This window comes from Bradyrhizobium rifense, from assembly GCF_008123425.1.
Classification (GTDB): Bacteria; Pseudomonadota; Alphaproteobacteria; order Rhizobiales; family Xanthobacteraceae; genus Bradyrhizobium; species Bradyrhizobium rifense.
In genome coordinates, this window is the sequence record NZ_VSSS01000006.1 from 19,361 (window position 1) to 41,169 (window position 21,809).

The 21,809-nt window shown below is 61.3% G+C and carries 17 protein-coding genes and 3 pseudogenes; 17 read left to right on the forward strand and 3 right to left on the reverse strand.

Going from position 1 to position 21,809, the window contains the following annotated elements:
• Window positions 1-10 precede the first annotated feature (10 nt).
• Window positions 11-1,873 carry a patatin-like phospholipase family protein gene (locus tag FXB40_RS02055; RefSeq protein WP_148770561.1) on the forward strand — a complete coding sequence of 621 codons (1,863 nt, stop codon included), beginning with the start codon at window positions 11-13 and terminating at the stop codon, window positions 1,871-1,873.
• A 104-nt stretch (window positions 1,874-1,977) separates the two neighbouring features.
• Window positions 1,978-2,436 (forward strand): hypothetical protein, encoded by a 459-nt coding sequence (locus FXB40_RS02060; protein ID WP_148770562.1) that lies wholly within the window; start codon window positions 1,978-1,980, stop codon window positions 2,434-2,436.
• Between the two features lie 523 nt (window positions 2,437-2,959).
• Here the strand turns inward: FXB40_RS02060 and FXB40_RS02065 are convergent.
• Both FXB40_RS02065 and FXB40_RS02075 read right to left on the reverse strand, forming a co-directional pair.
• Window positions 2,960-4,654, reverse strand: coding sequence for an adenylate/guanylate cyclase domain-containing protein (locus tag FXB40_RS02065; RefSeq protein ID WP_148770563.1), 1,695 nt, complete (start codon window positions 4,652-4,654; stop codon window positions 2,960-2,962).
• A gap of 551 nt (window positions 4,655-5,205) precedes the next feature.
• Entirely contained in the window at window positions 5,206-5,487 is a 282-nt protein-coding gene (locus FXB40_RS02075) for a hypothetical protein (protein ID WP_148770565.1), read from the reverse strand.
• 388 nt (window positions 5,488-5,875) lie between these two features.
• On the opposite strand from FXB40_RS02075, the pseudogene FXB40_RS48920 reads away from it, so the two are divergent.
• The 9 genes and pseudogenes from FXB40_RS48920 to FXB40_RS48925 all read left to right on the forward strand — a co-directional run.
• Window positions 5,876-6,092: pseudogene (locus tag FXB40_RS48920) on the forward strand (tyrosine-type recombinase/integrase); the annotation flags it as partial.
• Window positions 6,093-6,114: 22 nt separating this feature from the next.
• Window positions 6,115-6,387 (forward strand): annotated as a pseudogene (locus tag FXB40_RS02085) (ornithine cyclodeaminase family protein); the annotation flags it as partial.
• Window positions 6,388-6,423: 36 nt separating this feature from the next.
• Window positions 6,424-6,627, forward strand: coding sequence for a pirin family protein (locus FXB40_RS50290; protein ID WP_210352115.1), 204 nt, complete (start codon window positions 6,424-6,426; stop codon window positions 6,625-6,627).
• Window positions 6,628-7,402: 775 nt separating this feature from the next.
• Window positions 7,403-9,148 carry a CocE/NonD family hydrolase gene (locus FXB40_RS02095; RefSeq protein ID WP_148770566.1) on the forward strand — a complete coding sequence of 582 codons (1,746 nt, stop codon included), beginning with the start codon at window positions 7,403-7,405 and terminating at the stop codon, window positions 9,146-9,148.
• A gap of 28 nt (window positions 9,149-9,176) precedes the next feature.
• Window positions 9,177-9,962, forward strand: a complete 786-nt coding sequence (locus tag FXB40_RS02100; protein WP_148770567.1) for an enoyl-CoA hydratase/isomerase family protein — start codon at window positions 9,177-9,179, stop codon at window positions 9,960-9,962.
• Between the two features lie 67 nt (window positions 9,963-10,029).
• Complete coding sequence (locus FXB40_RS02105) at window positions 10,030-11,712, forward strand: AMP-binding protein (RefSeq protein ID WP_246207278.1); 1,683 nt, start codon at window positions 10,030-10,032, stop codon at window positions 11,710-11,712.
• Between the two features lie 103 nt (window positions 11,713-11,815).
• Window positions 11,816-12,478, forward strand: a complete 663-nt coding sequence (locus FXB40_RS02110; RefSeq protein WP_210352116.1) for a TetR/AcrR family transcriptional regulator — start codon at window positions 11,816-11,818, stop codon at window positions 12,476-12,478.
• 1,167 nt (window positions 12,479-13,645) lie between these two features.
• Entirely contained in the window at window positions 13,646-13,951 is a 306-nt protein-coding gene (locus tag FXB40_RS02115) for a hypothetical protein (protein ID WP_148770570.1), read from the forward strand.
• Between the two features lie 229 nt (window positions 13,952-14,180).
• Window positions 14,181-14,399 (forward strand): annotated as a pseudogene (locus FXB40_RS48925) (transposase); the annotation flags it as partial.
• Window positions 14,400-14,501: 102 nt separating this feature from the next.
• Here FXB40_RS48925 and FXB40_RS02125 read toward each other — a convergent pair.
• Window positions 14,502-15,002: a winged helix-turn-helix transcriptional regulator gene (locus FXB40_RS02125; RefSeq protein ID WP_148770571.1), complete on the reverse strand. Its 501-nt coding sequence runs from the start codon at window positions 15,000-15,002 to the stop codon at window positions 14,502-14,504.
• A gap of 206 nt (window positions 15,003-15,208) precedes the next feature.
• On the opposite strand from FXB40_RS02125, the gene FXB40_RS02130 reads away from it, so the two are divergent.
• From FXB40_RS02130 to FXB40_RS02155, 6 genes are all read left to right on the forward strand, one after another.
• Window positions 15,209-15,847, forward strand: a complete 639-nt coding sequence (locus FXB40_RS02130; protein ID WP_148770572.1) for a 2-hydroxychromene-2-carboxylate isomerase — start codon at window positions 15,209-15,211, stop codon at window positions 15,845-15,847.
• A 62-nt stretch (window positions 15,848-15,909) separates the two neighbouring features.
• Window positions 15,910-17,457, forward strand: a complete 1,548-nt coding sequence (locus FXB40_RS02135) for a class I adenylate-forming enzyme family protein (protein ID WP_246207280.1) — start codon at window positions 15,910-15,912, stop codon at window positions 17,455-17,457.
• A 45-nt stretch (window positions 17,458-17,502) separates the two neighbouring features.
• Window positions 17,503-18,240 carry an SDR family oxidoreductase gene (locus tag FXB40_RS02140; RefSeq protein WP_148770574.1) on the forward strand — a complete coding sequence of 246 codons (738 nt, stop codon included), beginning with the start codon at window positions 17,503-17,505 and terminating at the stop codon, window positions 18,238-18,240.
• Window positions 18,241-18,252: 12 nt separating this feature from the next.
• Window positions 18,253-19,434 (forward strand): acyl-CoA dehydrogenase family protein, encoded by a 1,182-nt coding sequence (locus tag FXB40_RS02145; RefSeq protein WP_148770575.1) that lies wholly within the window; start codon window positions 18,253-18,255, stop codon window positions 19,432-19,434.
• A gap of 23 nt (window positions 19,435-19,457) precedes the next feature.
• Window positions 19,458-20,588 carry an acyl-CoA dehydrogenase family protein gene (locus FXB40_RS02150; RefSeq protein ID WP_148770576.1) on the forward strand — a complete coding sequence of 377 codons (1,131 nt, stop codon included), beginning with the start codon at window positions 19,458-19,460 and terminating at the stop codon, window positions 20,586-20,588.
• Between the two features lie 15 nt (window positions 20,589-20,603).
• Window positions 20,604-21,794, forward strand: coding sequence for an acetyl-CoA C-acyltransferase (locus FXB40_RS02155; RefSeq protein WP_148770577.1), 1,191 nt, complete (start codon window positions 20,604-20,606; stop codon window positions 21,792-21,794).
• Window positions 21,795-21,809: the final 15 nt, after the last annotated feature.

Genomic DNA, 21,809 nt, shown 5'->3' on the forward strand with positions numbered 1-21,809 from the left:
ATGCACGTCCATGTCGAAACCGAACGGGGACGATCGACACAGACACGATCTGCTGCAGACCATTTTGAAGGGCCACTTCGCCTCGGACGACGTCGAGCTGATCGCAAGCATCAAGGCCGCAGCCGAATTCATCGACCTCCCGTCGGGCGGCGTCCTGTTCCGCCAGGGCGAGCACAGTGACGACGTCTATTTCGTGCTGTCGGGCCGATTGCTGGCGCTGGCGGAAGCCAACGGCGAAAGCAAAAGACTCGGCGAAATCGGCCGCGGCGAAACCGTTGGTGAGCTTGCCCTGTTCACCGGCGAACCACGCTCGGCTTCCATCGTCGCCTTGCGCGATTCATCGGTCGTCAAAGTGACGCGGCAGATCGTCGAACGGGCGCTCGCCAAATCCCCGCAGGTAGCGCTGCAGATGACGAGAATAGTCATCGATCGGTTTCGACGGTCGGAACGAGAGCGTCAGGCCCCGACCGTTCCTGTCAATATCTCCATTCTTGCCGTCTCGCCTGGCGTCGACGCCGCGGCTTTCGCGGAGCGCTTACGAGACGCGGGGCGGGACAGCGCAGCCACGAGGATCGTGGGTAGCGATGACATCCGCCGGCAGTTCGGCGTAGATGCCGCACACGCAGTCCGCCAAAATCATGACGCGATCGCTCAACACATCGACGAGATCGAGGCAGCGAGCAAGGCGGTTTATCTCGTCGCCGACCCATGCGAGTCCGCCTGGACGCAGTTCTGTCTGCTGAACTGCGACGAAATCTTGCTGGTCGGGGATGGCCGCCAGGACCCGGGCCCTTCAAGCGTGGAGAGCCGCTGTCTCGCGGGCGAGACGCCGGTCTCGCTCGCGCGGCGGACACTCGTCCTTCTGCATGGCCTCGAGACCAAAAGCCCGACGGGCACCGCGCTATGGCTGAAAGACAGACGCATCTCGAGGCACTTCCACATCAGGCCGGAACTCGCGCGCGACATGCGCCGGTTGGCGCGGATTGTATCGGGCAACGGCGTCGGCCTTGTACTAGCGGGAGGTGGAGCGCGCGGATTCGCCCATGTCGGCGTCATGAAGGCATTGGAGGAGGCGGGCATCGAAGCCGATTTTGTCGGGGGCACATCGATCGGCGCCATCATGGGGACCTGCCTCGCGCTCGATCTGCCGGCGGAGCGGATCTCTACCGCCGTCCACAAGGCTTTTCTGCTTCATCCAAAAGGCAACATCACCGGCGACTATAATTTCATTCCACTGGTATCGCTGATCAAGGGCAAGCGCACCCACGAGGCGATGGCCCAGGCCATCGAGAACGCAACTGGTGCCAGTATCGACGCGGAGGACACCTGGAAGACGTTCTTCGTCATTGCCTCCGATTTTTCCACCAACAGTGAGGTCGTTCTCGACAAAGGAAATCTCGCGCGAAATGTGATCGCGAGCTATGCCGTTCCCGGTGCGCTGCCGCCAGTGTTTATCGGCGGACACCTGATGTTCGACGGTGGCATGTTCAATAATTTCCCCGTCGACGTGATGGCGCGGCTCGGCGCCCGGCAGATCATCGGTGTCGACCTCTTGATCGAGGATGGCCGGGTGTTCGATATCGATCAGATACCGGGCACCATCGCGCATCTTCGTGACAAGCTCCGGTCGTGGAACATGCGGCGCTACCGCTTGCCGACGGTGCCTGAAACAATGCTGAACTCGTCCTTCATCAGTTCGGTCTCGAAGCAGAAGGCGATGCGAAAATTCGTCGATCTTTTGTTTCAGCCGCGCATCGAACAGGTCGGACTGCTGCAATGGAAGCGATATGACGAGGTTGTCGCGGCGGGATACAATCACGCCAAACAAGTACTCGCGGCGGAATCCGAAGACAAGCTGAGAGCGTTCCGGTAGTAGCCTGCCGTGAATCCATCAGCAAAGTCGTTTGACCTAGGGCGGACTCCAGCAGTAACGCTGCTCCAGTAACGAAAGAAAGTCTCTTTGTCGGAATAGGAAAGATGATCGTGACGATTCCGATGAAGCATTTTCGGGAAGGACGGTCGGTTTTAGGGTGTCTCCCTGTTCTAGTTTTGCTGAGCGGTTGTGGCGGGGCGACGCCCGAGTGTGCTTCTTTGGATGCGCGCGGTACGGTGGTTAAGATCGTTTCGGAAGACAGCAACAACGCGCTTGTCAACTACGCTGTCAAGAATTCGAGCACGGTTGCGGCGATGGTAAGTAATACCAACACAGAGGCTGAAAAATCAGCCATTTGGGAAAAGGCGAGACAAGGTGCGACATATAGGTTGGATGATACAATACGCACAAATTCAAGAAGTACAGCCAAGCGAGCAGTTACTTGTACTGGCCTGTTGTATGCGACCGTTGAGGATGTGACAGCGCAAAAAGAGGTAGGCTTTAAGGTAGAACAAACTGCGGACGGCAAGGTGTCCATTTCGGTCAGCCCGTTTCAATTTTGACCGATGCCACTTCTCGCATTCGTCGGAAATCGCGACGAGGCGTTGGTCTATGCACGGCGTGCCTTGGCTCTCAATCAGGGAAGGCTGGTGATCCGAAGTCGGAGTTCAGTAGCGCTTGACGCCAGCGGTGTGATTCCCGCGATGCGGCCTTACCGACATATGCATTCCCGACGCGTCGCCGAGCGGTATCTGCGAGGCCGTCGTGCGCGAACATCCGCGGCCATTGTTCAAATAGATGGAGAAGGTCGGGTCCGCGGCTACGGCCGCGGCGGGCCCCGAGATCGCCTCCCATGCCGAGGCCGGCGTAGCAAGGAACGCGGAAAGAATGAGCGTCGCGCCTAAGAATTTGAAGCTCGACCGGTCACTTCCGGTCTACCCCGATAACCGGACGTCTTCGGTGTCGGTCACCACTTCGCAGAAAGGGGGCAAAGGCGGACATGCCGACGGCGCTACCGGCAGTGCCCTAGGCGACAATGCGGACCATCGCATTGCAACAAGATTGGCTGATTTCCAGACGGCAATTTCATGCGACCAGTTCATTCATGGCGCCGACGATTCGAACGGCCAGCGGTTCCGCGCGGCCGCGCACGTTTACCTCGCGCACAGGAAACCTGCTCATTTCGACGCCGGCAGTGGCGGCGACGATGTCGGACACAACGAGTTGACAGTCATAGTCTTTGGTCAGCTCCTGCAGGCGCGCCGCGACATGTACCGGATCGCCGATTGCTGTCAGGAGGAAGCGATCCCGGTAGCCAAGCTCGCCCAGGATCACGTTGCCGGCGTGGAGCCCGACGCCGATTGCAATTGGCTCCGGCAACTCGTCAGCCAATGTTCGATTCATGTCGGCGAGACGGCTATGAATAAGTTGCGCCGCAACTAACGCTTGGGAGCAAGCCTCGCGTGGCCCGGCGTGTATGCCGAAGATCGCCATCATGCCGTCGCCGACGAATTGGTTGGGCATGCCGCCGGTATCGACGACCGCGCCTGCCACGGCATCGAAGAAATTGTTCAGCAGGAACACCACGTCGTAAGGGAGCCGCTTCTCGACCAAGGCCGTTGACCTGCGGATGTCAACAAACATGATCGCGACGAAACGTTCAATGTCCGAAGCCTTGAAATAGTCACGTCGACGCGTCTCGCTCGCGCCAATGTCTGGCGGCAGCAGCGGAAGCACCGCGGTATCACTGCGGGGACGCAGTTGACATGCCAGACGTACACTCGGACCAGCGTGTAAGCGATCCAACAACGCCTGCTCGGAAGCGCTAGGCGGCGGCAACGTATCGACCCCACGCAGCACGCGGATGCGGCACGTCGTGCAGCGACCTCGTCCGCCGCAAATTGCGGCGTGCGGAATGCTGGCACGGCGGCTGGCTTCGAGCACGGTATAGCCCACTGGCACGCGAGCGACACGGCCGCCGGGATACGCGATGTTAATCAGGCCACGGCGGCGTTCAACCAGCCAGCGCACCGCCCGCGCGACGAAGACGAGCGCCAGGAGCACAACATAAGTCGAGTAAAGCTGGACCTCGAGAGTCCAACTCGGCCCGACCACGCTTGGATCGTGCACATGACCGTCGCGCACGGCCATCTGAAGCCATTCGGGGTGCAGTTGCCACTGTGCGAGTACTTGGCGCGTGCCCTGCCAAATCCCGAGCAAAGCGAGCACTGGCAGGAGCGTGGCGGATGCAAGCAATATCGGAGCAAACTTGTGATAGTTGGATCGCGCACGCAGCCAGTAATGCACGCCGAGGCAACCATGCGTCCAAGTGACCAGGAGCACGGTGACTTGCCGCCAACCCCAGAACGGAACAAAGGAAAAATAGACGGTGAGCACTACGTCGTAGCGGCGCGTCACATCGAACGCTGAATATACGTACCGCCCGGCCGCAAAATGGTGCAACAAGAGGGGTAGAATGGAGAAGCCCAGAACAAGCCGTACCACTTCGCCGGCACTTATGCGGAAGCTCCGGCGCGCATAAAGGGCATAGAGCGCGAGAGAAAAATGGATTGCGAACGCGCCGTAGAGAACGATGGTTCCCGGCACACTGTGCCAGACGAAATCATGAATTCGCGTACTCCATTCCATTGCCTCGAACGAGACATTGCCGAGCGCGTGCATGCCAAGGTGCAGCGTGAGATAGGAGAGCATGACGAGACCTGCTGCGAGGCGGAGCCGTCGGATCGTCATCTGGTCGCGGAAAATACTGGAATCTATCATCTAACGCCGTCCCCCGGTTGGGACGCAGCACCGTACCACGTTCTGGAAGGGCGCGAACGTAAACCCGTACGTGTCCGCTTGGGGGCCAGAGTCGGACATCAATTGTCGCTGTATCGCCTTTCGCGGTTTGCTCCGGAAAAAGGGATTGGATCAGCCTTTGCTGTCCGCGCCAGCAGATTGCTCTGCACTCGCAGGTCTCGTCCCCAAGCTTTCGCGGCCGCTCAGCGCATCGACCAGCGGAATTCACCCCAGTTGCGCCAATGGGTCGGCTGGATATCGACGTGCCTGTTACCCCGAGCGTCGACCCAATTGGGTCCGTCCTTGTGACACGCAAGTGGGAACGTATGGACGATACCATCATAGTCCAACACGCAGATTTCGAGATCTCGGTCAGATGGCGCTATCGAAGTGGGCTCCCATTCGGTGAAGAAAGAATGCATGATGTACCTCCATAATGAACGGAATCACGCTTCTCTTTTGGCGCTAGGTCGTGAGCGCCACGCGCAGTTAGCTCACCCGGTCGGCCATTGCCTGCGTACAGCGTGATCGTGTTAGCCCAGGATCATATTGGCCGGCCAATCATCGTGCCTTTTATTTGCGCCGTTCTGATGCGGCGCATCGATCTCAGGCGACAACGCATTCTTCCTGTGGCCGCCAGCGGTGCTGTAGACCCATGCGGGTTCGCCGCACAGGCTCGGGCCGTGGTCGGCCATGCGTACGCCGCTCCAAGGCGGGGCTGCTACCTCACGGCTCTCGATGCCATTCGCCCGCGCCTGATTCGTGATCATCATCGACAGGATTGCGACTGCGTGATGAAACTTGAATCTAGACATGCTTCCTCTACCTCTGTGGCCGACCATACGCGCGCTATCCAATAGCCAGACTTGCGTTCGATGCCCAATATTCCGGAGCGCATCAGTATAAGTCCGAATCGAGATCACGGTTGCGCGATCGGCAATACGGGGTCCGGGTTTCGTTCGCATAGTAGGCGGCGATTTTGAGCTTCCGCGCCGCTGACCTTGCCATTTGAAGCGGTCTTTCGCGAAGAACCGCAACCGTGCGTCAAAAGGCAGGACTTCCGACATGGGTCTCAAAGGCGGTTCGCCTCGATGTCGCCGCTAACCATATTACGACAGGTGTTGCCTCAAAGCTGTCGCGCGATCAGTCTTAGCTCCAGCCGCGAGCCATTCTGATCGATCTCCCTGACAAAGGAGCCTGATCATGAATGAGAGTGGAGCAATCCCATTATGCATTCCGCCGCGTCGTCAGCCATGGAACAAAGGCAAGCTGATCCGTGCGAAGCCGCCACCGCGAGCAAGCCACGTCTGGTCGGTCCGCACAAAGCTGCAGCTCGAAGGGCACCCGCGATCTCGCGCTGTTCAATCTCGCCATCGACAGCAAATTGCGCGGTTGTGATGTCGTCGCGGTGCGCATTGATGTGCTCGGGTGCGCGAAGGCACATGAGCAAGCTCGTGGTTGACGATTGGGGCCAGTGCAAGTCCGGAAAGTTTGGAAGCCTTCGGGCGCATGTTGAGGCCGGAAAGCTGTCCGAAGAATCACTCTACGCCGAACTCGGCCAGATTGTCGCCGGGCTGAAGCCTGGTCGGGAAAGCGAAAACGAGACCATCTTGCTTTGGCACCGCGGCCTCTCTCTGAGCGATATCGCGCTCGGGCATGCGATGCTGAAGAAGGGAGAGCTTCTTGGTATCGGGCAACGCCTGAGGTACGCTTAGCCGGGGAAAGCGAGGGAAAATTCTCAGATCCGGACCGTGGCTGGCGATGTCCAGGTGATGAGCGCCGGTATCGGGATCAGTCATTCCGAACAAAAACGCGACAGCGATCTTTTGAAGATTTTCCGGATCTGGCTGCTGCCACGTCGAAAGGGCGGAGCGCCGCGGTGCGAAAGCCGTAAATTTCCCAAAGCAGACCGCGCTGGCCGCTTGATTACAGAGGTAACGAGAGAGCCCAACTGAATTGCTTGAGCAACCACCGATCGAGTCAATCGTGGCTGCAATGTGTCGTCACCAATCGGCGGATCGACTTGAGCCACAAAGGCATCGATGCGGCGATCCGCGTCGGGTAGTAGCACCGCCTTGTAGCTGAATGGATCGGCGTCAGCCAGTGCATCCCGTTCGTCGGTCTGAAGCTGCCGCGGAAAAGGGGCCGCTGATGCCGCCGGCGGAGTTGATCGCAATCCTCATCCTCCATCAGGAGCAACAGAGTGGCAGCAGCTGGCTCCTAACGGTAGAGCGCAGAGACACCAGCTCAGTTGCGATCGAGGTCGAGCTTTGCCTTGCGACTGACAGCTTCGACTTCCTGATCGCGGCGGCATGATGATCACCGCTGCCGCTCGCGATCATAATGGCGGTCATCCTGGAATTCGGCGGTGGCCCGCTGCTGATCGCTGGCTACCGGGCCGGCTGGTCTCGCTTGCGCTGGCCGTGTTCTGTGTGGCCGCCAGATGCGGCTGTTGAAAACACGGCAGCGGCCCGCCGAGTGGCTTCACCGTATCGCCGGCCGGGCGTCGAACACATGCCCTACCAGTGCGGCACTCTTCACTGACGCGCCCATTGTCCTGCCAGAGGAACGCACCGTTGCAAGAACAGACGCGATGGTTCGAATTATTATACTTTACGATCGTAAAGGTAAATGGCATGCTCCGTTCGGTCGGAGGCAGTGCCGTATTCGCCCGTCTCCGACGATTGCTGAACGTTGGCCACAAGCGTCACGAAAGCGGGAGCTGAAGCGATGATCGAGGAACGGGACATCAGCGTTGCCATGCGGGACGGCACGCGCCTGGCTGTGGACGTTTACCGTCCGGATGCGGCAGGCGCCTACCCGGTGCTGTATGCGTCAGCGCTGCACAACAAGGACATCCAGGGCCCCGACATTGCCGACATCCTGCCGCGGCAGCCGGCGCACGCGCCGTTGTGGTTCGGACCGATCGAGGCGGGCGACACACGGCGTTTCATCGCCAACGGCTATGTTCACGTCATCGCTCAGCCGAGAGGATCGGCCAAATCCGAAGGCCATTACGGCCACGAGGATACCGACCATTACGACCTGATCGAATGGATCACGCAGCAACCATGGTCGAACGGCAAGGTTGGAATGGTCGGCATCTCCGGCTTTGCCGGCGAGCAATGGCGCGCGGCCGCGCAAGGACATCCGGCGCTGAAGGCGATCTTCCCTTACGATGCGTGCAGCGCCTATGGCGGCATGTTCGGCTTCCGCGACTTCAATCCTGGGGGCGTGCTGCACAGCTTTCCGTATCTGCTCGACGTTTTCAGCACGGTTCACGAGCAGCGTGATCGGCCCACCGAGCTGCCCGCCGCAGAGGAAGAGCTCTGGCGCCAGGCGATGCGGAATCCGGACTTCAAGCAGTACATCAATCTCTTCAACATCCTCACCCAGAAGGGGCAGCGCACCTTCATCATGTATCTCATGATGACGCATCCCTGGGAGCCCGACGGCACCGTCGAGCGCGCGGAACAGATCTTCAGGAAAATCAAGATCCCGTTTTATACGGGATCAGGAGCTTATGCCTACACCTACAAGCTCCATTGGCTGGGCGCACAGCATTACTTCCAGAACGTCGATTCGCCGAAGAAGCTGCTCTTCACTGGTCCTGCGCATCTGGAGCGGCCGTTCCATCAATATCACGACGAGATCATCCGCTGGTACGACCATTGGCTGAAGGGCCATGACACCGGCATCATGAACGAACCGCCGGTGCGGTATTGGCTGATGGGCGCCAACGAATGGCGCACCGGGACGGAATGGCCGTTGCCGGAAACGCAGTGGACGAAGTTCTATCTCTCGCATTGGGAGGGATTGACGACGGAGCCGCCGCGGCCGGCGGCGGAGGTTGGCGCAGCCGCGCGCGAGCCGGATGTCTTCACCCAGATGCCGTTGACGCGGACAACGAAGGTCGAGCGGCTGCGCTACATGACCGAGCCGTTGCCGCATGATGTCACGGTCGCAGGGCCGATTACGCTCACCCTCCATGCCGCGATCGATCAGGACGACACCAACTGGATCGTCGCGCTCAAGGACGTCGGGCCCGACGTCTCGGTTCGTACGGCGCGCGAGGGTGAACGCGATGTCCCCGCCACCTTGCCGGAGCGGGAGCTGACGCGAGGTTGGCTGAAGGCCTCCTACCGGGCGCTCGACCAGAAGCGCTCAAAACCCTGGGAGCCGTTCCACAAGCTCACCCGGGACTCGGTCTCAGCCGTGCAACCCGGCGAAGTCATCGAGTACCAGATCCAGATCCTGGCGACCGCGAACCAGTTCAAGGCCGGACACCGGATCTGTCTCGACATCACGTCCATGGACGTTCCGACCGGGACCGGCGCTATGACCAATGTCGAATACATCCCCTACCACGTCTGTAGCAGCAGGACCGTGACCCACCGGGTCTACCGCGACGCCGAGCGGCCATCGCACCTGCTGCTGCCGATCATTCCCGAAGCCGGCAATCACCGCCCGACCTGACCGTCGGCACAGAGGAGGAAGCCTGACCATGACGATCCGATTTGAACAGGATGGCGCCGTCGGCAGCATCGTGCTGGCCAATCCGCCATTCAACCGCCTCGACCTGCGCTTCACGGAGGCCTTGCGGGTTGCGGTGCACCAGGCCAGCACCAGCGACATCCGCGTGCTTGTGGTTCGTGCGGAGGGGCCGCATTTCAGCTTCGGCGGCGAGGTCCGCGAGTGGCCGGGCAAGGACGTCAACTGGTTCAGGACGTTCGTGGCCGAGGTCAACGCGTCTTATCGCGCCATTGAAATGCTGAAGATACCGACGATCGCAGTGGTGCAGGGCATTGCGTTCGGCGGCGGCTTCGAGCTGGCGCTGGCTTGCGATTTTCTCGTTGCGGCGGAGAATGCCACATTGCGCTGTGTCGAGGTCACCACGGCTATGCTGCCGATCGCGGGCGCGCTCCAGCGGATCGCAGAGCGCGCCGGCCGGGCGCGCGCTTCGCGGCTTGCCATGCTCGGCGAGCCGATGTCTGGACGAGACGCAGGCCAGCTCGGCATCGCGACCCATGTGGTGCCCGAGGGCGAGCTCTCGGCCACAGTTGCCGCACTGACAACGCAGCTCGCGACGGGACCGACCCGATCGTATGCCGCAACCCGCACGCTGCTCAAGGCGTGGTCGAGCGGCGGCGTCGCTGCCGCGGACCTCGTGATGCTCGATGTTGCGATGGAGCTCTACGCCGGCGCCGATGCGCAGCGCGGGTTTGCCAATACGGCAGCGGCCTTCGACAAGGACATCGAGCCGCCGACGCTCGTCTTCGAAGGAAAATGAGGGGCCCGCGGCGGTTGTCGTCGCGCGCGGGCAATCATCAAACAGCTTGCATGACCGGGAGGAATTCGTGCCACATGGAAGCTACGTCCACGGGAATAGCGGCCAGCCCCTGATTGGGAAGACCATCGGTGCGCTTCTGGATGAGGTGAGCGCGACTGATGGCTCGCGCGAAGCGCTGGTTGTCGCCCACCAGAAGATTCGCTGGACCTATGCGGAGCTCAAGTCGCGATCCGATGCGTTTGCATCGGGCCTGCTCGCCCTCGGCCTGGAGCCGGGAGACCGGATCGGCATCTGGGCGCCGAACTGCGCGGAGTGGACGATCGCACAGTTTGCGACCGCAAAAGCCGGCTTGATTCTCGTCAACATCAATCCCGCCTATCGTCTGAGCGAGTTGGAGCACGTCCTGCGGGCCGTGGGATGTTGCGCGTTGATTACGGCTGCGCGCTTCAAGACGAGCGACTACATCGCCATGATTCGCGAGCTTGTCCCCGAGCTGGGACATGGCGGTGGTGAGCTGAAGAGCGCGCGTCTGCCGGATCTGCGATACGTCATCTCGATCGCAGGCAAGCATGACGGCTGCCTCACGTTCGACTGGGTATCGGATCGTGGCAAGCAGGTTGGCAACAGCCGGCTCGATTCCGTTGCGGCCACGGTTCAGATGGACGACGCGGTGAACATCCAGTTTACCAGCGGCACCACCGGCTTGCCGAAGGGAGCAACGCTCTCGCATCACAATCTGATCAACAATGGCTTCTTTGTTGGCGAGGCGACCGGGATCGAGCCTGGTTCGCGTGTGTGCATCCCGGTCCCGCTCTATCATTGTTTCGGAATGGTGATGGGTAACCTCGGCTGCGTCACCCACGCGGCGACGATGGTCTACCCATCGGAGACTTTCGATCCGCTAAGGACCCTTGAGACCGTTGAGGCGGAGCGCTGCGACGTGCTCTACGGCGTGCCCACGATGTTCATCGCCCAGTTGAATCATCCCGAGTTCGCCCGGTTTGACCTGAGCTCGCTTCGGCGCGGCATCATGGCTGGGGCTCCGTGTCCCATCGAGGTCATGAAGGAAGTCGCCTCGACCATGCATATGAGCGAAATCACCATCGCCTATGGCATGACCGAAACCAGTCCCGTGAGCTTCCAGAGCGGCCGCGACGACCCCCTTGAACTCCGCGTCTCGACGGTCGGCCGGATCCAGCCGCACCTCGAAGTGAAGATCGTCGACCGCCAGGGCCGGGTGGTGCCACGCGGCGAAGCCGGCGAGCTCTGCACCAGGGGATATTCGGTGATGCTCGGCTATTGGAACGACGAAGCCCGAACCAGGGAGGCGATCGATGCCGCCGGCTGGATGCACACCGGCGACCTCGCGATCATCGATGACGACGGCTATTGCCGCATCGTCGGACGGATCAAGGACATGGTCATCCGCGGCGGCGAGAACATCTATCCCCGGGAAGTCGAGGAGCATCTGTATCAGCACCCTGATATCAGGGACGTTCAGGTGTTCGGCGTGCCTGATACGAAATACGGCGAAGAGCTCTGCGCCTGGATCGTTGCAAAGGCCGGCGCCAGGGTTGATGAGGAGGCGGTGCGCAGGTTCTGTCAGGACCGGATCTCGCACTTCAAGATTCCCCGCTACATCCGCTTTGTCGAGAGCTTCCCCTCGACCGTAACCGGCAAGGTCCAGAAGTTCGCGATGCGGGAGGCCATGATCGAGGAGTTTGCCCGCGGCAAGGCGAGCACCGGCTGAGAATACGCAAGTGCATCGCCGCCGCTTGGCGGCTCTGGTCCAATCGTGTTAGCCAACGAACATGGGCAAGAGCGCGAAACGGGTAAGAGAACCGGCAAGAAAATTGGCAAGCGACACGCAGGCGAGGCGTCCGCGCAAACGGGCCGAACAGCAACGCGCGCTCGAGACGCGGGCGCTGATTCTGGACGCGGCCATCGCGGAGTTTGCCGCGCGGGGATTCGAGGGCGCAAGCATTCGTGCGATTGCCGACCGGCTCGGCCTGCAACATCCGCTCATCACCTACCATTATCGCAGCAAGGACATTCTCTGGCGCGCAGCGGCCGAGCATGCGTTCGCGCAGATCAGGGGAGGGTGGGATGTTTCGGCGCCGGAGACAGCCGACCTGCCGCCGCTCGCCCGATTGCGCGAGGAGTACGCCATTCTCTACCGCTACACGGTAGCTTTTCCCGAGTTTCACCGTTTCATGCGGCAAGAATCGTTTACCGACAATCCGCGCCTGAAATGGGTTGCCGATACCGTTCTGACGCCGCTGCTGGCGAGACTGATCCCCCAGATCGTCGCGGCTCAAGAACAAGGGCTGCTGCCCCTAGTCGATCCCATCCTTTTCCACTACATGATGGTCAGTCTTACTGCCACGCTGTCAGGCTTCGGCCCTGAGATGCATGTGACGAGCGGGCGACGCGCGCAAGACAGGGACACCATCGACGCCTATTGGCGCCTAGTGGACGAGACCGTATTCGCGCGTGCGGTGCGAAACCCGCTGTAAGAGATATCCTAGCTCGCTGAACAAAACGCTGTCTTCCGCCTGCGTTGCCGCCGTCGGCACGCCCCCTGGGCAGGGGTGAGACCGGCCGCGCAAGAGCCCAGCACGTCCGCTTTCTTTGTTTTCCCAAATGCTAGTAAGAGAAGCTGATTGGAGACTGACGACCCGCGCGGTGGAGTGTCGCAGGACGTAGATGACATGGCGGATCGGCTTTGGCTCTTGGCCGGCCGGAGCCGCGGTATGGGGAGTTGAGCATGGCGGATAGCACGCAACCATATGCGGACAGGCGCAATCGATTCTTTGGAAACCGCCACGCAGGAAATGATCGAGTTCGAACGCAAGGAAGGCGAGCTCCGGAAGAAGGACCACGACCAGCGCGCGGCAGAGCTTCGGCCTCCTCTGGATAACGTCAACCTGCACTGAGTGCCAGTCATAAGGCCTTCACGGCACGTTCCTAGCTTCGTCACGCGACGGGGCCCGGCGCACAACTCTCCGTCCGACTTCGGTCCACACCACCAGACCGGGCGGAGAGCTAGTCCCCGACAGAATCATCCGGGCGCGTGCGGTTTATTCCTGCATGAACCGCACCTGGTATTCGGCCGCCCTTATCGTCGTTACCGTATTCGTCTTTGGTGTTTGGCTTTGACAGGCTCATAGGCTGAGCCGGGTAACTTTAAGGGCGTGTCAGTTGGCCCGCATCTGAAACTCGGGCAAACGCCGACTTCCGTTTCTCGCCCCATAGCTGAACTCAGCGAGGGCGCTCCTAACTCCGGTATCCGAGGAATACGCACGGTGCTGGTCGTTAGTTACAGTTGTCGGAGCCCCTCCTTCTCGTTGGCAACGTCATTCTCTGGACCCTAGATCCAGTGTTCCTGTGCATCCGGGACTTGTGCGAAAACATAATATTTTCAATGTCTCGATGACATTTCGAGAAGAGCTGGTGCTGCCAGACAGAATTGAACTGTCGACCCTCCATTACCAATGGAGTGCTTTACCGCGGACTTCACCGCGCCTTTAAGATGTTGAAATACAGTTCATTTTTTCGCTAACCAAGTCGTATTCAACGGCTGCCTATTGACGCCGATTTCGGCAGCCACGACTTTTTTACGATTACCCCTGGTCTCCACGCAAACCGTAGCTTCACAACGTGGGGTCGGGGGCGGATTTTCGATGAAGAACCTGGCGCGCAAGCCCAAGTCGCTATTTGTCGGACGCGAAAAGAGACGAAAAACCTCGGTTAGACCGCCACCTGAACTGAATGTCGGTATCGGCCCCCGATTTGAACATACCGTTCGACAAGCTTTTGAATTTGGGCGGACGATCGGAGGGAATATCGCAGATTTGCGTCGTGTGGGGAAAGGCGGTAGCGGTCTCCCGCTACCAAACTTCTACGATTTTGGTCGTCTTCCTTCAATCGTCTGCGATCCGTTTCGCTCAATGGTAGCGCTTCGTCAGCGGGCAAGGATTCGCCCTTAAGCTCAGGCGAAAGTTTGGGGGAAAGCGCGACTTGTGCGCGATCAATGTCGATGGTTGCGCCTCCGGGATTCGAACCTGTCGGGGACGCAGGCAGGCTTTCCGCTTCTCGGGACCCCACCAACGCACGTACGACGCCAGCCACAAGGGCCCTCTGAGGTCATTGACGCCGTTGATAAAGAACGACAGCAGGATGCTCATAGCTAACGCCTGCTGATCGGTCTGGACTGTGGCCATCCGCGCCAGAGGAGCGCATCTGCTCTTTCTGCCGCCCTACAGTCCCGACCTCAACCCGATCGAACAGGTCTTCGCCAAGGTCAAACACCTGATGCGAGCCACGCAGACATGCGATGTCGAGGCAACCTGGCGTAAGGTCGGCTAACTCCTCGACTTCTTCTCCAAGCACGAGTGCGCCAACTATCTAAAAAACTCAGGGTATGTTGCCGCATAAAAACATCACGCTCTAACGGAAAATAGTGGCACTGCCCCGCTCATGCTGAAGAGCAGCCGCTACATCGAAATCTATCACGCCGCTGATGCATGGTTCGGTCGGCTATCGTTTCGCCTCGTTCTCGACGGCCTTCGCACGCGCAGGTGAGGATTTTCGCGCGCCGGGGCCCGGATGAACATGGACCTCCTTCGCGGTCAGAGGCTCACCGCATTCGGAGCAGACCATGACGGGGTCGAACATCTTGTGGCAGTTCTTGTGTTCGTGCAGCAACGGCCGTCCGCGCGAATCGACCATGTGGATATTGCCCCAGTGCACGATCGACATGATGATCGGATAGAGGTCGAGACCCTTCTGCGTCAGGATATACTCGTAGCGCTTGGGCGCGTCCTGATAGGGAATTTTGCGAAGGACGCCAAAGCGGACGAGCTTCTTCAGCCGGTCGGCCAAGAGGTGCCGGGTCACGCCAAGCGACGACTGGAACTCGTCGAATCTGCGGATCCGAAGAAAACATTCACGCAGGATGAGCAGGCTCCAGCGGTCGCCGATGACCGCCACGGTGCGGGCGAGCGAGCACGGCTCCTCCTCGAGAGCATCCCATTTCATCAACGTCTCCAGTCGATCTGCGGCATCTAAGAAAATAAATTCTAAATCAGAACTCACTACATTTCAATAGGATGCCTCATTTTGCGCAAAAACAGCAGCATTGAATGACGATGATCATATTGACAGTTCTAAAATAGAACTTTAGGACTCGCGCCACGATCAATCAGGTGGCGAACGATTGCCGCCATCGAAGGGAAGGGCGTTCCATGGCAGCTCCGCTCAAGGTCGAATTTCACTTCGATTTCGGCAGTCCCAACGCCTACCTCGCCGAGCTTGCGCTGCCCGCCATCGAGCAGCGAATGGGGGTCAAGTTCGACTACGTGCCGGTGCTGCTCGGCGGCGTCTACAAGGCGACCGGCAACATGTCGCCCGCGGAGTCGCTGCGCGGCATCAAGAACAAGCCGGAATACAATGCGCTCGAGACCGAGCGTTTCCTGCGCCGTCACAGCATCACGAAGTTCAGGATGAACCAGTTCTTCCCGGTCAACACGCTTGCGCTGATGCGCGGTGTTGTTGCGGCGGAGTTCGAGGGAGTGTTCGAGCCTTACTTCCGCGCTGCGTATCACCACATGTGGGTCGAGCCAAAGAAGATGGACGATCCGCGGGTCTACCGCGAAGCGTTCCTGTCATCCGGGTTGGACATCGACCGCATCACCGCCCGCGCCCAGCAGGACGACGTCAAGAAGAAGCTGATCGAGAATACAAGCACTGCCGTGGCGCGCGGTACGTTCGGCTCTCCGACGTTCTTCGTCGGCAGCGAGATCTACTTCGGCAAGGACAGTCTGCGCGATGTCGAGGACGAAATCCTCGCGCAATCGACCGCGCAGCAGCGTAAGAGCGCCTGACCGCGCGGGAGGCATCCAGAACGAACCGAGCCCGCAAAGGGGCCTTTCAACGGGAGGTGTCATTGTCGAACTGGCAGCAGGCTGCGGCCGAAATCACGAACGCATTGCCGCATCGCCTCCATGAGGTGGTCGACCACTATGTTGACGCCACACCTGACCGAACGGCTCTGATCGAAGACAATGCCAGCCTGACCTATCGCGAACTCGACCGGGCGGTTGGTGCCACGGCGGACGCGCTCCGCGCGCTCGGTATCCGCGCTGGCGATCGCATGATGATCGTCAGCGAGAACTCGATCGCGCTCGCCTGCCTCCTGTTCGCTGCAAGCCGCCTCGATGCCTGGGCGATTGTCGCCAACCCGCGGCTGTCGCCGCGTGAGCTCGATCAGATCAGGGATCATAGTGGCGCCCGGCGCATGTTCTTCACGGCAGAGGTCTCCGAAGAGGCGGCCGCGCACGCGACGCGTTACGACGCTGCGGTGCAGGATGTCGGACCGCTACGCGGCATCGGCGTGTCTGCCCTGAACCGGGAGACGCAGGCCGAGCCGGTCGAGGCCGACGGCGCGCGGCAAGTGGCGGTCCTCATCTACACGTCCGGTACGACCGGAACGCCGAAGGGTGTCATGCTCACGCATCGGAACCTGCTGTTCTCGGCAAGGACCACAGCGAACTTGCGCAGCATGACGGCCGACGACGTGCAGTATTGCGTGCTCCCGATCTCGCACATTGTTGGCATATCGCTGTTGACGATGACGCTGATGGTTGGAGGCGTGACCCGGCTGGTCACGAAATACAATCCCGCTACACTGGCCAAGGCGCTGGCCGAGGAAGGCATCACGCTTCTGAACGGCGTGCCCGCCACCTACCAGCGGCTGCTGGAATACAAGCAGATGGCGGGCTTACAGAGGCTGGAGCGCGGGGCGCTGCGTCTGATGAGCGTCGCTGGTGCACCGCTGGACCTCGAACTCAAGGCGAGGGTCGAGAAGGAGCTCGGTCTTCCGCTCGGCAACGCCTTTGGCATCACCGAATGCTCGCCCGGCATTTCCGGTGTGCGGCCCGAGGCGCCGCGTAGCGACAATTCGGTTGGCGTCCTCGTGCCGGGTATCGAAGCCAGGATCGTGGCGCGGGACGGCGCTATCGTGACGAACGGCGAGATCGGCGAGCTGCATGTCCGCGGACCGAACGTGATGCGCGGCTATTACCGCGCGCCCGACCTCACGGCGAAAGCGATCGACCCGGACGGGTGGTTCAACACGGGCGACCTCGCGCGCTTCGAGGGCGATGCGATGTTCATCGTCGGCCGCACCAAGGAGATGATCATCCGTTCTGGCTTCAACGTCTATCCGGCCGAGATCGAGGCGGTGCTCAGCACCCATCCCGACGTGGTGCAATGCGCCGTGGTCGGGCGGCCGGTCGTGGGCAACGAAGAGATCGTGGCCTTCGTCCAGCTTCTCAAAGGCTCCTCGGCCACCGCGCAGGACGTGATGGCGCATGTCGCGCCGGAGCTCACCTCCTACAAGCGGCCGTCAGAGATCATCCTCATGGAAGCGCTGCCGGCCACTTCGACTGGCAAGCTCCTGAAGCACAAGCTGGTGGAATCGCTGCGCAACTGAAGCAGGCGAGATCGCCTCAATAACTCACAAGGCTGGAGAAGTCCCTTGCAGAAGAGAAACAGGACGGTTGCGGTGATCGGCGCCGGCGACTTCATCGGCGGCGAGATTGCCAAGAAGTTCGCCTCGGAAGGCTTCACGGTCTTCGCTGGTCGGCGCAACGGCGACAAGCTGGCGCCCCTGGTTGCGGACATCGAGGCCGCCGGCGGCGAGATCCACGCGCGCTCGCTCGATGCGCGCAAGGAGGAGGAGATCATCTCCTTCCTCAATGACGCCGACAAGCACGCGCCGCTCGAGGTCTGCATCTTCAACATCGGAGCCAACGTCAACTTCCCGATCCTGGAAACCACCGAGCGCGTGTTCCGCAAGGTCTGGGAGATGGCCTGCTACTCCGGATTCCTCGCCGGGCGCGAGGCGGCGCGGCTGATGCTGCCGCGCGGAGGCGGCAACATCTTTTTCACCGGCGCGACCGCGTCCTTGCGCGGCGGTTCCGGCTATGCCGCCTTCGCCAGCGCCAAGTTCGGCCTGCGGGCCGTCGCGCAGGCGATGGCGCGCGAACTCGGACCGAAGAACATCCATGTCGCGCACCTCATCATCGACTCCGGCGTCGATACCGAATGGGTGCGGCAGCGCCGGCTCGAAGCGCTCGGCCCCGATGCGCTCGACAATCCGGACCTGTTGATGCCGCCCGCGTCGGTGGCCGCGTCCTATTGGCAGCTCTACCAGCAGCCCAAGAGCGCCTGGACGTTCGAGCTCGAGATCCGTCCCTTCGGCGAGAAGTGGTAGGGAGCGCATCCCATGGAGCTCGCGCTATCCCCTGAAGACGCGGCGTTTCGCGACGAAGTCCGGGCCTTCATCGCCGACAACTATCCGGCCGAGATGCGCGTTCCCAATCCGGAGACCGACCTCTCCAAGGAGCAGATGCTGCTGTGGCATCGCATCCTGCACAAGAAGGGCTGGATCGCGCCGCTCTGGCCCAAGGAACATGGCGGGCCCGGCTGGTCGATCACCCGCCGTTTCCTGTTCGAGCAGGAGACCAGCCGTGCCGGCACGCTGCCGCCTCTGGCGTTCAGCGTCACCATGGTCGGCCCGGTGATCTACACATTCGGCAATGAGGGGCAGAAAAAGAAGTTCCTGCCGCGCATCTTGTCGGGCGAGGACTGGTGGTGCCAGGGCTATTCCGAGCCGGGCTCGGGCTCGGATCTCGCCACCGTTCGCACCAAGGCGGTGCGCGACGGCGACCACTACATCGTGAACGGCCACAAGACCTGGACCACGCTGGCCCAGCACGCCGACTGGATCTTCTGCCTGGTGCGGACCGATCCGACGGCCAAGCCGCAATCCGGCATCTCGTTCCTGCTGATCGACATGAAGTCGCCGGGCGTCACCGTGCGTCCGATCATCACCATCGACGGCTCGCACGAGGTCAACGACGTCTTCCTGGAGAACGTCCGCGTCCCCGTCGAGAACCTGATCGGCGAGGAGAACAAGGGCTGGACCTACGCAAAATTCCTGCTCGGCAATGAGCGCACCAGCATGGCCGGGATCGGCCGCTCGACGCGCTACATCGAGCGGTTGAAGACAATCGTGAAGGCCGAGATTCCGGAGGACGATCCGGCACATCTGGAATTCATCAGGGACATCGCCCGCGTCGAGCTCGACGTGTTGGCGCTGGAAGCGACCGAGCTTCGCGTCGTGGCGCAGATGGCGCGCGGCATCGATCCGGGGCCGGCGGCTTCGCTGTTCAAGATCCGCGGCACCGAGATATTCCAGAACATCACCGAATTGACGCATCGCGCGATCGGCAATTACGGCCTGGCGATCCGCGAGCATCCGGTCAGCGCCAACCATTTCATGCCGGGTCCGGACTACGGCCACACCGCGGCGGAGAAATATCTCAACGCGCGCAAGCTCTCCATCTACGGCGGATCGAACGAGATCCAGCGCAACATCATCGCCAAAGCAGTGCTCGGTCTCTAGCAATAGCGCCACAAGAGGATCGGATGGATATCCAGTTCACGGAAGAGCAGGAATTGTTGCGGTCCAGCGTCCAGCGCCTGTTGCGCGACAAGTATGATTTCGATGCGCGCCGCAAGATCGTCGCGAGCGAGGAAGGGTTCAGCCGAAAGCAATGGGCCGAATTCGCCGAACTCGGCCTGCTCGCTGCGCCGTTCTCGGAAGATGTCGGCGGGCTCGGGGGCGGGCGGTTGTCGACCATGATCATCATGCAGGAGTTCGGCCGCCATCTCGTCGTCGAGCCCTTTGTCGAGACGGTCGTGGTGGCCGGCGGCTTGATCGAGCAGGCGGGTTCCGACACGCAGAAGCAGGCCTACATCGCCGACATTATTGCGGGAGCGAAGCTCTGGGCACTGGCCTGGACCGAGAAGGGCTCGCGCTTCGATCTCGCCACCGTGACCACGACGGCGCGCCGGGACGGCAACGACTATGTTCTCACCGGCGAGAAGACCGCGGTGCTGGCCGCACCCTGGGCGGATTATCTCATCGTCTCCGCCCGCACCTCGGGCCATCGTCATGATCGCGTGGGCGTCAGCCTGTTCGTGGTCGATCGCCGCGCCGCCAACCTCGATCTGCAGAGTTTCAGGACCATCGATGGCCGCAAGGCAGCCGAGGTTAGCCTTCGGGGCGTGCGTGGGGAGTTGCTGGGCAAGGAGGGCGAGGGTGTCGCCGCGCTGGAGGCCTGCCGCGACCGCGCGATCGGCGCGCTCTGTGCCGAGGCGGTCGGTGCGATCGGTGAGCTGAACGCGGCGACGCTGGAGTATTCCAAGACGCGAAAGCAGTTCGGTGTCACGATCGGCAGCTTCCAGGTCCTGCAACACCGGATGGTCGACATGTTCATCGCGCATCAGGAGGCGCTGTCCCTGATGCAGCATTTCAGCCTCAGCCTTGGCAGGGATGAGGCCGGCGTCTCGCGGCTCGCCTCGGGCGCCAAGTCCAAGATCGGCTATGCCGCAAAATTCGTGGCCGATCAGGCCGTGCAGTTGCACGGCGGCATGGGCATGACCGACGAGCTCAATGTCGGTCATTACTTCAAGCGGATCTCTTCCATCAACATCCAGTTCGGCGATCCCGCCTACCACGTGTTGCGTTACGCGCAGCTCGACGCGGCCGCCTGAGACAGAGAGGCAAGCATGTCGTCACCCGAAGCAGTCATCGTCTCCACCGCGCGCACCGGCGTCGGCAAGGCCTATCGCGGCGCGCTCAACAACACCGACGGACCGACGCTCGCCGGCCATGTCATGGCCGAGGCGGTAAAGCGCGCCGGCATCGCGCCCGGCGAGGTCGAAGATGTGGTCATGGGCTGCGCGATGCAGCAGGGCACCATGGTGATGAACGTTGCGCGCAAAGGCGCGATCCGCGCCTGGCTTCCGGTGACCGTTGCCGGCACGACGATCGACCGCCAATGTGCCTCCGGCCTGCAGGCGATCGCGGTGGCCGCGCGCTCGGTGATGCTGGACGGCGTCGAGATCGCGATCGGTGGCGGCATCGAGTCGATCAGCCTGGTGCAGAACGATCACATGAACAAGTTCCACGCGGTCGACCAGGATCTCATTGCGATGAAGCCTGAGATGTACATGTCGATGCTCGAGACGGCCGAGGTCGTTGCCGAGCGCTACAAGATCGGCCGCGACAGGCAGGACGAATACAGCCTCGAATGCCAGCGCCGGGTCGGCGCCGCGTTGCAGGGCGGCCGCTTCAGCGACGAGATCGTGCCGATCACGACGAAGATGGCGGTGGTCGACAAGGACACCAAGGAGGTCAGCTATCAGCAGGTGACGCTGGCCAGGGACGAGGGTCCGCGGCCGGATACCACGGCGGAAGGCCTCGCCAAGATCAAGCCGGTGTTCGAGGGCAAGACCATCAGCGCCGGCAATGCCAGCCAGCTCTCGGATGGCGCCTCGGCCTGCGTGGTCATGAGCGACAGGATCGCCGCGCAAAAGGGACTGAAGCCGCTCGGCATCTTCCGCGGCTTCGTCGCCGCCGGCGTCGAGCCCGACGAGATGGGCGTCGGCCCGGTCGCCGCGATTCCGCGGCTGCTCAAGCGTCACAATCTGAAGGTCGACGACATCGATCTCTGGGAGCTCAACGAAGCCTATGCGGTGCAGGTGATCTATTGCCGCGACAAGCTCGGCATCGATCCCGACAAGCTGAACGTCAACGGCGGCTCGATCGCGATCGGCCATCCCTACGGCATGACCGGGTCGCGGCTGACGGGCCACCTCCTGATCGAGGGTCGGCGGCGCAAGGCGAAGTACGGCGTCGTGACCATGTGTATCGGCGGCGGCATGGGCGCAGCCGGCCTGTTTGAAATCATCCATTGATCGGGAAAGCGGGAG